Below are 13,395 nucleotides of genomic sequence, written 5' to 3' on the forward strand. Positions count from 1 at the left end.
AACGAATTCTTTATTAGACTATTAACCTATAACTCTACTGAAAATGTAGTAAAATGACAAATAATGTGGTTATTTGGAGTTATCTATTATAAAATAGGTGATATATAGGTATCGATAAAGTTATTTTGTTAGAAAAGCCAATGTCATTAAAGTTAAACAGCTTTTAACGTAAAAGAAATTTCTAGTTAACAAGAAGATGTTAACGTTATCACTTGTTATAAATTTCCTTTTTTGAAAAAACATTGTGTAGTAGGAGGTTTTATTTTGAAACATGTGCCCTCTTTAGTTGAAACAAGCACCTTTAACGGTATTAAAAATACAGAAGATAACTTAAAGGATGAGCTTCTTAGGACAGAACAAAGATATAAATCTTTATTTCATAATAATCCAACTCCTATATTCACTATGAACTCTTCATTCATGTTGGATTCATGTAACGATGCTTTTTACATATTAACTGGTTATTTAATTGAAGAAATTCACGATAATTTTCATACTTTCATCCGTAAATCTCAACAAGCATATACTACTGACTGTATGAAAAAGGCCATTTCAGGTGAAGCAAACCAGTTAAATATTTTTATCGTAAACAAACAAGGAAAAGAGATAGAAGTACTTCTTTCGCTTATCCCAATTACAGTTAATGAAAGAATAGAAGGGATTTATGGTGTAATTCGAGATATCTCTCAACTTCGAATATATGAGAAAAACTTATCTTTTATTGAAAGAAGTCTAAATAACGCGCAATATATTGCTAATATCGGAAGCTGGGACTATGACCCCCATAATGACAAGCTGTACTGGTCTAAGCAAATGTTTCGTATCTTTGGACTAGACGAAAAAACTAACACTGCACCTAGTATGGAGCAATACTTAAAATATGTACATCATGATGACCGTTTAAGAGATATTGTTGCAATACAAGATGCAATGGAAAAGAAAAAAAGTTTTAATTATGAATCACGAATTTTTCGAAAAGACGGTATGAAACGTATTGTAAAAATACAAGGGAACCCTATCATTGATAACGAAGGTAATGTCGTAAAAATCATTGGTAATACACATGATATAACAGAACAAAAGGAAGCTAATCAAAGGTTAGTTGATAACGAGAAACAAGCACGAATTATTTTCAATAATTTAGACGAAATCATTTGGTCCATTGATATATCATCTAGAAAAGTGATCTTTTGCTCAAATGGATTTGAACAGCTTTTTGGCTATTGCCTTGATGATTTAATAGATGAGCGTCAGTTATGGCAAAAAGTGATACACGAGGAAGACATAAAAGGTATTCCTGAAAAACTAATCACCCTTTCACAAGGGAATCAATTGAAATTTGAATGCCGAGTTCAACATACTTCTGCGGAGGTTCGCTGGATCGAAATTAAAGCGCTTCCGATCATTGATGACTTAGGGGACTTCATTCGCGTTGATGGTATTATTCGTGATATTACAGAGAAAAAAAAGCTCGATGCTAAAATGCATCATATTGCCCATCATGATCACCTTACAAATTTGCCTAATCGAAGGAGCTTCGACATCAAGCTTCATGAATTGATACATCATGCCAAAAAGACAAAATCAATTTTTTCTGTATTCTACTTAGATATAGACCGGTTTAAACACGTGAACGATATGCTTGGGCACAACTATGGAGATGATTTATTAAAAGAAATCTCTTATAGACTAAAGCAAGTACTTCAGTCTCACTTTATCGCTAGAACGAGTGGGGATGAGTTTGCAGTTCTTTTGCATGACGTTACCGAGGAAGAGGTCATCGTATTTGCTCATAACATTGTCAATGTGATGAGGCAAGCCTTCCATATTTCCGAGGTAGAATCTTATGTCACCGCGAGCATTGGCATTGCTTTTTACCCAAAGGACGGTGAAAATGCAGTTACATTATTAAAAAATGCTGATACCGCTTTGTCCTTTGCCAAAATTGACGGGAAAGATAATTACAAGCATTATATACCAGAGATGAATGAGGATTCGCATAATATATATTTTTTAGAGAAAGACATGAGGCTTGCCCTTGAAAAGGAAGAATTCTACCTAGAATATCAGCCAAAAATAGATGTAAAAACAAAAAAAGTAATTGGATGTGAAGCACTTATCCGTTGGACGCACCCTAAAAGAGGGATAGTCTCTCCTGCTCAGTTTATTCCCATCGCAGAAGAGAGTGACTTGATTTGTGATATTGGGAATTGGGTTATTAAAAAAGTGTGTAAACAGTTGAAGAAATGGCATCTAGAAGGAATAAATACAGTACCTGTATCTATCAATATATCGGCTCAGCACCTACTAAAAACGAGTTTGCTTGATACTATTTTTACAGCGTTAAAAGCAAACCATGTCTCACCTTCACTATTAGAGCTTGAAATTACGGAAACATCATTAATTCAACCAAATCAATCCGTTTTTTCTACTATTAGATCTTTAAAGAAGCTCGGTGTAAAACTGTCGTTAGATGATTTTGGAGTAGGATACTCTTCCTTAACTCATATTAGGAAGTTCCCACTCGATACTTTAAAAATAGATAAGTCGTTTATTAGCAAAGTACCGACAGAAAAAGATGATGCTGTCATTATCTCGAGCATTATCGAAATGGCCCACGGCCTAGGGTTAACGATTTTAGCCGAAGGGGTTGAAACGGAAGAGCAACTTCTGTTTTTAGAGGAAAAAAACTGTGATCACATACAAGGCTTTTTATTTAGTAAGCCCATTTCCAACGATCACTTTAAACAAGCACTAATTTCTGGAGAATTAATCATAAGAGGTTGACTCAAGAGGTCAATTTTTACCTTTTGAGTCAACCTCTAAACTTTTTATAGCTTTTGGGACACCCTCTTTTTTCTTTTTGCTGTGATGGATGTTTGCGGCCTAATTTTACGTAGAGCGATTTAATATTAAAGGCAATACTTCCACCCTTATTAGGAACACTATTGCCCTTCCCTCATTTAACACTTTTCATTTTCTTTTAAACTCGTATATTCACTTACGACTAGAAAGCAAAAGTGGTCAAAATAAGTATTCACTTTATCTATAATAAGTTGTAAATCATTTCGTGATAAGCCTGACTGAAAAACGTAGGAGACGACAATACTTCTTCCTACATTATTGTTGTAAACAAACTCACCAATGTTAATTTCCGCCTCCATCCGTTCTTTTGCTACTTTTTCAGCTAACTGTTTCATCTCACCTTCAGAAATTGTGTTACGGAGTGCCCGCTTTACTAGATCGTACATTTTATACCCATTTTCTCTCACCTTTTGTTGATGGATATCCCCGTCATGAAGTAAAATACTTTTCTCCCATAAATCAATAAAGTTGTCCTCATGACATTCTAAAAAGTGAACAACACTGTTGGACGCCTCGACTATTTTTTTCTTAAATGGCAACACAATCCCCCCTCTTCAAAACCGATTCCCTATATTAAAAATAGTTGAACTAAATATTAATTCCCCACTAGTTAAAAAAATCCTGCTACATATATTCATTAAGTTGTTTTCCTAATTAAAACAGTTAACCTTCTAATACACAATTCTTTCTTTTCAGTATGAAAAGTTAGCGATGAACCGTATAATGATATGGAATATGTTTATTAGAGGTGAATGCATGAGCTTTTTAATTTGGTTTCTTATTATAGCTTGCTTCGTTATAAGTTTTATTGGCCTTATTTATCCGATTATCCCAGGCATTTTGTTTATTTGGATTGGAATTGCTTTATACCAATTTTTCATTCCTGCTGGCGACCTTGCATGGTGGTTTTGGGTTAGTTTAACGATTTTAACAATTTTAGTTTTTGTTGCTGATTTACTAGCAAACTTATTTTTTGTGAAAAAGTATGGCGGCTCTCAATTAGGTATGTATGCTGCAACCGCTGGCCTTATAGTAGGTTGCTTCATTATCCCTCCAATAGGCGTTCTTATATTTCCATTTTTATTTGTACTAGGTACAGAATTATATCAAAAGAAGACATTCGAAGAAGCAGTCAAAGTGTCCATCGGCACCTTGTTTGCGTTTTTAAGTGGTACTGTCGCAAAAGGATTTATACACGTGCTTATCATTGTGCTTTTCCTAATTAACGTCATCTTTTTTAATTAGCCTTTGGCTACATACTGAAAACAACGTTTCGTATAAAAGCGCTCTTCATTGTGAAAACTAGATTACTAGTTGATAGGAGTGTTTAAGATGCGAAACGTTGTTTTTTTAACCGTTTTTCTCGCGATGACAATTATTAGCATAAGTACAGCCGTTGAGGTGGACACGCTCCAAGAAGATATCCCGATGAACGCTGTATATCGGGATGATGCGTCACCTTACTTTCTATTTGATCGAAATAGTTCCTTTTATGATACGTTTTCAGTAAGAAATAACCCACCTCTACTTTTTAGGAAAGTTGGACATTTTATGTTATATGGCCTTTTAGCAGCCATATTATTTTTGTTTATTCCTACGAAACGGTTATTGATCAAGTCATTTTTAGCGATTTTATTAGCTGGAACAATTGGATTAATTGATGAAGTTCACCAATACTTTCTAGTTAGCCGAGGTGGTCGGATACTTGATGTGTATATTAACTTGTTAGGAATTGTTTCCGCTGTCAGCGCACTCGTTTTCTTTATTGGGATCATAAAGCTAAGAAGATTTCTTTTTGCCGCCACCTCAAAATGGAGAAGAAATGTTTCATAATGACTACGTGGTTGCTTTCCCTTTAAGGGTTGCATATCGAGCAATAAGTTGGATCTGTCCTTGTTACACCATTTGGATATAGCTTTTCTTCCGTATAATGGCATTTTTGACATGTATACGTATGCGAGAGCGTGGAGGCTGTTTCTATGCCACAACCAGCACAAGGCAAGCCATCCTTGACCTCTGTAATTTCATATCCTGGTGCTTGACACGATGGACAAGTCGATTGAAGCTTTGTAATAAGATCTCTTGTCGCCAGTTCTATGTTTTTCATTCGTGTAGGGTTGTACATTGCGCGCATATCCGTTTCAATCCATAAGCTTTTTTGCCTCTTTTTTAAAAAGGAAAAAGAGGTGTTTTTCTTTTGTAACAACGTCGTGACGGCTTTTTTTAGCTGTTCAGCACTCGTTATTCCTTTTACCATATCCGCTTTCTTTTTCGCTTTTCGGTGAGCTTTTACTATCACAGCATGCTCAGGAAAGCCGATAGACTTAGCAAATGCATAAGCCTCTTCGTAATTCTCTACTTCACTTTGGGCATAGTTGGTATGGTTATTTTTCACATAGCCTACAACTTCAAGCTCCTCCTTTTTATCTATCAACAAGATGAGCTCTCTATTGACTGCTGCACCCCGAAATAATGTGTCATTACCAAAAGATCCTTCACTCGCTACCCCAATACTCACACCTGTCATATCCATCGCTTCTTTTAGCTTTCTTTTCGCAGCTTCTAGCTGATCTCCTTTTCTACTCACTTCCCCTGAAAACGTTCCGAAGGCATCACTATTAAAATTTTGTGGGGTAATGACTTGTAGGCCAAGCTCTTCTTTCAATAATGGCGCAATTACTTTTTCCTTTTGATGCATTGTCGCTACGACACATTCTCTCCCATCAAACATTTGCTTGTCATTCATAGTACTCCCCCCTTTCTTTTGTACCTATTATACTGCAAAAAAAGCTTAGCTGCTTTGTCATTTCCGGCGAACTCTGCTCGGCTCTGAACTGCTTTCCTTGTCGATCCCTATCATTTTGTCCGACTGCTTCTCTTTTTTAATCCAGTGTGTGAACATTTATTTGATTAACTACATTATGCCCCTCTAAAAACATGGTATAATTTACATAATTATGTCGAATGATGAAGGGGCTACATATGAAAAGGAAAGGAATCGTTTTAATTGTAAGTGTACTCGTTCTTGTTGGGATGGGGTTCTTTACATATACAGTTGTACAATCAAATGATTTTGCAGAGCAGCTAGCGCTTGCCGAGCAATACTTTAATGAAGAAAAATATGAAGAAAGCAAAGCTATTTATTTAGACATTTTAGCTGAAGATAATAAACATCTTGAAGCTCGCTTAAGCTTAGCAAAGTGTTATTTTTCCCTCGAAAACTGGGATTTAGTAGAATCAACCTTACTCGATGGCATCAAGCTGGATACATTTGAGGAACAATATTATATCGATTTGTCTTATTTTTACATGTACAAACGTGATATTGACGAAGCGATTAAAACAGCTGAAAACGGATTTTTTCGGACTGAAGCTACTGAACTATCTCACTTGCTAAATGAAATAGAATCACATTTACATATAAAAATAGAAAGGTCTTCTGTACAAGTTGATTTTAATCGTTTGCTAGAGGTTGTATGGGTTGATGAAGACGAGCAATACTTTCCTGTACAAGCCTATTATACGGTAGACGACAATGAAGTTGGCGTTATTGTGGCAGAGGAGGAAGACTATTATTTTTCCGCACAAAACACTGGCACTGCTACGATAGAAGCGTCAATTAGATCGATTTCTATAAAGCAAGAAATTGACGTACGAGAGCAAGTATTAGCTGAATTGCTGATTGAAAACAATAACAGTCCGTATGAAGGTGGTCACATTTCAGTCGGTGAGGAGCTAACATTAACAGCCAATGGTATCGACTATGCCGGAGAAGCAATACCTGTTTTACCTAGTTGGGAAGTTAAGAATGAGCTTGGTCATGTAAGCACCGAAACTGGTACTGTTACACATTTCACTGCAAATAAAAGCGGACTAGAAACAATCGTCATAGCTGCCGAGGACTTACAAAAAGAAATACATATACGCATTGATGGGGATACAAAAATATTAAACTATGAGATAACAGGAGAAGGTACATTAATTTTTTCTCCCGAAGAAGAAGAATATAAGATCGACAGTGAAGTGACTATAGAAGCAATTGCTGCTGATGGATGGAAATTTTCTAGCTGGGATGGTGATTTGTCTGGGTCTACTAACCCAATAACGATTACGATGGATGATCATAAAGCGTTTCAAGCCATCTTCACCCCTCTTTCCCATTCACTTGAGCTGAATACGGAAGGCCAAGGTAGTATTCAAAGAAGTTCAACAAATACTAGTTTTGATGATGGGGACGCAGTCACATTAACTGCCAATCCACAATCAGGATGGAGGTTTGTTCGTTGGGAAGGAAGTCATCGAAGTACAACGCCAACGATCACGGTGATCATGGACAGTAATAAGTCGCTCACTGCAGTATTCGAAAAAGTACCTTCTTCTAGTAATGGTAATAATGAGCCAGAAACGTCAAATCGTAACGAGGCTGAGAGAAACAATGAAAATGAACAAGAATCTCAAGAGCAGAATGCCGAAGCTACGTTTTCTTTAACTATTTCAACAGCTTCAGGCGGGAAAATTAACGGTGCACAATCTGGTAGTAGCCATAAAAAAGGTGACAAAGTGACTTTGACTGCGCAGCCGAATGAAGGATGGAAGTTTATCCGTTGGGAAGGTGACGCTTCGGGCAGCTCCAGAACCGTAACAGTTACAATGGATAAGGATAAAACTGTGCGTGCTATTTTTGAAGAGGATAAGCCAAAGCAATTTACGTTGACAACTGCCGTTGAAGGAAATGGGAGAGTGGAAGTTATTGGAGGCGGTAGTAAATTTGATGAAGGAACCGTCGTTGAACTACGAGCTATTCCTGATAGCGGATGGCGATTTGCTGGGTGGAAGGAGACAAATGGTCAATCACCCACCCAGATCACTATGAATAGTAATAAAACAATGACTGCTATATTCGAGCAGAGAACTGAAGACGAATAGTCGATGTGATTATGAGTTAAAGTAATACTAAATAACTGCTCACAAAGCTGTTATTGCCCTCTTTTCTTTAAAGAGGTGAATTTTTGTCCTATCTCTTCAAATACTAGTAAGTTCTCTTCTCGCTAGTACGCACGGCGGAATTATTCCACTGCCATTTTTATAAATTACCATTAAAAATAGACCTGCACCTTATGACAATGTTAAATTTAGGGTGCAGGTTTGTTTATTTTTCACTTTTAAGTATTCCATAAAATATCATCCTGAAGTTTCCGCTGGAATTTGACTAACATATGTAATGGTATAGCATAGAGTAGCTTCTGTTAGTTGAATTCACATACCTTACTTAATATCACTCCAATAACTCTCATTAATATTCCATGTATTATCTTCTATATTTTCTGGTTAAGAACTACATGATATTTGCAATTTTTACACGAACTTGTGTTTTTTAAAAGACGACATAATAGAAGGTGTGTCAAAAGGTAATAAAAACCACCTTTTGACACACCTTTTAATTTTCTTTGGACTCTCCACTTAGTATCGTTTGCCACCAGTCTTTATTTTGTACATACCATTCAATTGTTTGCTTAATGCCAGTATCAAAATTATATTTAGGCTTCCATCCTAATCTTTCTAATTTAGAAGGATCAATAGCATAACGTTTATCATGACCTAAACGATCTGTAACAAACTCGATTAAATCTTCTGATTTGCCAAGGGTGTTTATTATTGTCTTAACCACTTCAAGATTAGTTTTCTCATTATGCCCACCAATATTATAAACTTCACCGTTCGAACCTTCATGTAAAACTAGGTCAATCGCTGAACAATGGTCAAGCACATGTAGCCAATCACGAATGTTTTTTCCATCTCCATATACTGGAACTTTTTGATCATTTAGTACTCGAGAAATAGTTAATGGAATCAGTTTCTCTGGAAAATGGTAAGGTCCATAGTTATTAGAACAACGCGTTATATTAACAGGCAAACCAAACGTTTCATGGTAAGAACGTACTAATAAATCAGATGCTGCCTTACTCGCACTATATGGACTATTTGGCTGAAGAGGAGTATCTTCAGTAAAAAAAGTATTTGGATTAAAATCTAGCTCTCCATAAACTTCATCAGTTGAAACATGTAAAAATTTTGATACAGAGTGCTCTTTAGCCGCATCAAGTAAAACTTGCGTTCCCATTACATTAGTCCTAACAAATACCTCTGGATCAGTAATTGAACGGTCGACATGACTTTCAGCTGCAAAATGAACAACAAAATCAAATTTTTCACTTTCAAAATATTTCATTACTTTTTCTCTATCTGCAATATCTAATTTAATAAAATGGTAATTACTATATTCTTCAATATTTTTGTGTTTGAATAACTCTCCTGCATATGTTAATAAATCTAAATTATATATTTCGTAGTGAGGAAACTTTTTGACCATATACTGTACAAAATTACCACCAATAAATCCTGCTCCTCCAGTAACAAGAACTTTCTTTGTGACCATCCTATTTCACCTCGTTAGATAATTCGTTTAAGTAATGTTTTACTGCATTTTTCCAGTCAGGTAAAGATTTAAAACCATTATCTACCAACTTTTGCTTTGACATTTTTGAATTTGCAGGTCTTTTTGCTTTTGTTGGAAATTTATCCGTTGTAATAGAATTTACCTTAACTTCTTTGTTTGCTTGTCTAAATATTTCGTTTGCAAAATCATACCAAGAACAGAATCCTTCATTAGTAACATGATATATACCATATTTCTCCGTTTTTACCATATCAATTAACAATTTAGCCAAATCATATGTATATGTTGGTGAACCATATTGATCCCCTACTACATTAAGTTGTGAATTCGTTTCAGACAAACGAAGCATTGTCTTTATAAAGTTATTACCATTAATTCCAAAAACCCATGAAATTCTAATAATAAACCATTTTTCAAGAGAATCTCTTACCACCTTTTCACCTTCATACTTCGTTATACCATAATAACTCACAGGATCCGGCTGATCAGTCTCGATATAGGGGTTCTCTCCCTCACCATTAAAAACGTAATCCGTACTAATATAGATAAATTTAGCTTCATTTTTCTTTGCAGCATCCACTAAATATTTCGTGCCCTCAACATTGACTTTCCAAGATTGTTCTTTTTCGTCCTCTGCTTTATCAACTGCAGTATAGGCTGCACAATGAATAATGGCATCTGGTTTTATTTTTTTCACATATGTGTCCACGTTAGTTTGATCAGTTATATCTAATTCCTCTATACCAGTTCCAATCATCGTCATTCCGTTTTCATTACCAATACGCACAACATCGAATCCTAATTGACCATTAAAACCTGTTACTAATATTTTCATATTTTATCACCATACTGAAAATTTATATCAGCACCAGTTAAAGGCGGATGGACTTTATCCTTTTCAGAAAGTATTGGGTTACATATTGGCCATTCTATACCAATATCCGGATCATTCCATAAAATTCCACGGTCATGTTCCTTAGAATAGTACTCATCTACTTTATACAATACATTTGTGTTAGGAACTAATGTACAAAATCCATGTGCAAAACCTTTTGGTACCACTATTTGTCGCTTATTATGTTCAGATAGAATTGCCCCAATCCATTCACCAAAAGTTGGTGATTCTTTCCGAATATCTACCACTACATCATAGATTGCACCTGTTGCAACCCGAACTATCTTTGTTTGGGCTTTGGGATTTAATTGATAATGAAGTCCTCTTAACACTCCAGGTTCAACAGATAATGAATGGTTATCTTGTATTAGTTTATATTTTAAACCTACTTGCTGAAATTTCTCTTGATTATAACTTTCCATAAAGAATCCTCGATTATCTCCAAATACTTTGGGTTCGATAATTACTACTCCCTCTAATTTAGTATTAATTATTTCCATATAATCCACCCATCTTTTTGTTATATTTATAAAATATACTATCACATTTTTAGTAAGGAATTCATATTGTTCTTGCAATTCTTTTATATTGTATATTACTTTGTTATTCAAAGCCATTCGGATTGTTTTTTTGCCACTTCCAGGAGTCGTTACACATGTCATCAATTCCTTTTTCCGCGGTCCAGCCTAGCTCTTCTTTCGCCTTCGTCGGATCGGCGTAACATGTAGCAATATCACCTGGCCTTCTATCCACGATTGAATACGGAATCTTCTGATTAGCTGCTTTTTCAAATGCGTTCACTAATTGTAATACACTATACCCATTCCCTGTTCCAAGATTGTATGCATGCGCCCCTGAAGTCGTTTTAGCTTTTTCCAACGCCTTTAAATGCCCTTTTGCTAAATCAACAACATGAATGTAATCACGGACACCTGTCCCATCTTCTGTTGGGTAATCATCACCAAATACTTTTAATTCATCGCGCTTCCCTATTGCTACTTGCGTAATAAATGGCATTAAATTATTTGGTATACCATTTGGGTCTTCACCAATTCTTCCACTCTCATGAGCGCCAATAGGGTTAAAATAGCGTAGTAATGTAATGCTCCATTCATTATCAGAAACGTATAAATCACGAAGTATTTCCTCGATCATCAGTTTTGATCTTCCATATGGGTTTGTTGCTGAAAGCGGGTCAGTCTCGACTATTGGCATCTTCTCAGTCATTCCATAAACAGTTGCAGATGAACTAAATACGATCGTTTTCACGCCGTGTTTTTTCATTTGTTCACAAAGATGCAGCGTACCTGTAATATTGTTGTGGTAGTAATGAAGAGGAATCGCTACCGATTCTCCTACTGCTTTTAAGCCAGCAAAGTGAATAACGGCCTCAATATCGTTTTCGTTAAAAATATTTGCTAATGCTTCTTTATCTAATAAATCCGCTTCATACACTTTAAATTCTTTCCCTGTTAGCTCTTGAATTCGCTTAATCGATTCATATTTACTGTTTGAAAAGTTATCAAGAACGATTATGTCATGGCCAGCATTTAAAAGCTCAACACACGTATGACTTCCTATGTACCCCGCACCACCAGTAACTAAAATCATCTCATTCCACTCCTAACATTTATTTGACCGAAATATAATAGTATATGGATAAAACATAAATCATCTCTCAAAAACATTCTAACATTCTTTTCCAAAATACTGTGTTATAAAATATTGTTTTTATCGTAATATGTTTCATTCCCCACCTCAAGCAAGCATCCTGAAGTCGAAAATCACCATCTAAGTTTAACTTATCTTTTGTAAAAGGCTTTTCTGCTAAAAAAAACTGGCTCCCCTCCGTATAGGAAAGAACCAGTTTCATTAGACTAGCTGAGTAGTTATTTTACAGCATAACTACTCGGTCTGAGTCTCAGAAGGTAAAAAATGCTAAACAAATGTAAACGCATTTGCTGAATCCATCGTAAAACATGAGGGAAGAGTGATTTTACAATAAACGTCATTATATTTAGCATTTTCATCGCCTCCTTATTTTATTAATGTCCTTTTCATATAACAATTATCAATTATTTTTTTGTTTTGTTAATTGTACTTTATCAATCGTACCGGGCGGTTGCTCTAGCCAATTATTTTTTATCATAATATCTGCCCCTTTTTTTGCAAACCGTGCAATCTCTATCGATAACCGTTCATAATCTAGTATTAAGTCACTCCGCTGACTTGCAGCAGCCGCTGTGGCATAATTTCCAGTCCCTGCCGCACTTAAAAGGCTCATATGATACATCATCAGCTTATCCGAAAAAGGTGAGTATGTAGAATCTGTAATACAAACATCTGAGCTAATTGGGGATTGGACATTATCATTTAATAGGAGTGAGGAGAATACTTTCATATGCTTCAATGAAATTTCGTTTCCCCTGAGCATAAATTCCTGTACTTCTTTATTCGGAGACGTTTGTGCAAAACTTAAACACAGCTTAGATCCTATCAGGTTTGTTTGTATATTCATAAACAAATGAGAAATCTCAATCGCATTTAATGGTCTTTGCTTGTTAAAAAGACTATATCCACTGAAATAGCTTTTACTATCAACGTAATCCGTCTTTTTTGGGACAGATATATAAGGTGCACGAACAAATACACCTTTTTTTAATGCTATCTTTGTCGTCATATGATAAAGATTACTCGTTTTTACTAAAGCATCTGAAAAAAAATTAATCATGTCTTCCCTTGCACTCATCGATAAATATCCACTATAGGAAAGCATACCGAACTTTGCCATGTGATTGATGTAAGTTAAGCAAAAAACATCTGTATATAAGCTAGGTGCTTGAATGTTAACATCATTATTCGTAAATCCAATTGGCTTCGCATAGCTCTCTTCCTCAAATATTTTTTCGAGCTGCTGTACATGTTCATTTGAAATATGTAGTGCCTCTTTTATAGCAGGAAAGATGTCTTGATCCTGTACATGGTTAATCATATAACCTAATATACATTGAGACATACTATCATTCATATATGTAGTCCATAACGAACCAATTTCTCCAGATGTTAAATTAATATGACTCATCCTGTTCACTTCCTGAGAAAAATATTTACTTTCATTATTTGTATGATGATGAACAATTATCCTCAATGATGGAACAGAAGTTACATTTGTTTATAA

Annotated in this window: 11 protein-coding genes; 4 read left to right on the plus strand and 7 right to left on the minus strand. The window is 35.4% G+C overall.

Annotated elements, in window-relative coordinates:
• The first annotated feature begins 273 nt into the window (after positions 1-273).
• Positions 274-2,787: a bifunctional diguanylate cyclase/phosphodiesterase gene (locus tag BCELL_RS18235; RefSeq protein ID WP_245547044.1), complete on the plus strand. Its 2,514-nt coding sequence runs from the start codon at positions 274-276 to the stop codon at positions 2,785-2,787.
• A 176-nt stretch (positions 2,788-2,963) separates the two neighbouring features.
• Here the strand turns inward: BCELL_RS18235 and BCELL_RS18240 are convergent, their stop codons facing one another.
• A complete protein-coding gene (locus BCELL_RS18240; protein WP_049786659.1) occupies positions 2,964-3,404 on the minus strand; it encodes a histidine kinase N-terminal domain-containing protein in 441 nt (146 codons plus the stop codon).
• A gap of 217 nt (positions 3,405-3,621) precedes the next feature.
• Here BCELL_RS18240 and BCELL_RS18245 point away from each other — a divergent pair, with 217 nt between their 5' ends.
• A complete protein-coding gene (locus BCELL_RS18245) occupies positions 3,622-4,110 on the plus strand; it encodes a DUF456 domain-containing protein (protein ID WP_013490254.1) in 489 nt (162 codons plus the stop codon).
• 87 nt (positions 4,111-4,197) lie between these two features.
• Positions 4,198-4,698 (plus strand): VanZ family protein, encoded by a 501-nt coding sequence (locus BCELL_RS18250; RefSeq protein WP_013490255.1) that lies wholly within the window; start codon positions 4,198-4,200, stop codon positions 4,696-4,698.
• Positions 4,699-4,720: 22 nt separating this feature from the next.
• Here BCELL_RS18250 and BCELL_RS18255 read toward each other — a convergent pair whose 3' ends face one another.
• Entirely contained in the window at positions 4,721-5,611 is an 891-nt protein-coding gene (locus BCELL_RS18255; protein WP_013490256.1) for a DUF6671 family protein, read from the minus strand.
• A 236-nt stretch (positions 5,612-5,847) separates the two neighbouring features.
• Here BCELL_RS18255 and BCELL_RS18260 point away from each other — a divergent pair, with 236 nt between their 5' ends.
• Positions 5,848-7,791 carry an InlB B-repeat-containing protein gene (locus tag BCELL_RS18260; RefSeq protein WP_013490257.1) on the plus strand — a complete coding sequence of 648 codons (1,944 nt, stop codon included), beginning with the start codon at positions 5,848-5,850 and terminating at the stop codon, positions 7,789-7,791.
• Between the two features lie 511 nt (positions 7,792-8,302).
• Here the strand turns inward: BCELL_RS18260 and rfbB are convergent.
• From rfbB to BCELL_RS18285, 5 genes are all read right to left on the minus strand, one after another.
• On the minus strand, positions 8,303-9,301 hold the full coding sequence (rfbB, locus tag BCELL_RS18265; RefSeq protein ID WP_013490258.1) for a dTDP-glucose 4,6-dehydratase: 999 nt from the start codon (positions 9,299-9,301) through the stop codon (positions 8,303-8,305).
• A 1-nt stretch (position 9,302) separates the two neighbouring features.
• Complete coding sequence (gene rfbD / locus BCELL_RS18270; protein WP_013490259.1) at positions 9,303-10,157, minus strand: dTDP-4-dehydrorhamnose reductase; 855 nt, start codon at positions 10,155-10,157, stop codon at positions 9,303-9,305.
• Positions 10,154-10,717, minus strand: a complete 564-nt coding sequence (gene rfbC / locus BCELL_RS18275) for a dTDP-4-dehydrorhamnose 3,5-epimerase (protein WP_041808402.1) — start codon at positions 10,715-10,717, stop codon at positions 10,154-10,156. The genes rfbD and rfbC overlap by 4 nt, the downstream gene beginning before the upstream one ends.
• Before the next feature lie 103 nt (positions 10,718-10,820).
• Positions 10,821-11,828, minus strand: a complete 1,008-nt coding sequence (gene galE / locus BCELL_RS18280) for a UDP-glucose 4-epimerase GalE (RefSeq protein ID WP_013490261.1) — start codon at positions 11,826-11,828, stop codon at positions 10,821-10,823.
• Between the two features lie 460 nt (positions 11,829-12,288).
• Entirely contained in the window at positions 12,289-13,299 is a 1,011-nt protein-coding gene (locus tag BCELL_RS18285; RefSeq protein WP_013490262.1) for a DUF3231 family protein, read from the minus strand.
• Positions 13,300-13,395: the final 96 nt, after the last annotated feature.

Source organism: Evansella cellulosilytica DSM 2522 (genome assembly GCF_000177235.2).
Lineage (GTDB): Bacteria > Bacillota > Bacilli > Bacillales > Salisediminibacteriaceae > Evansella > Evansella cellulosilytica.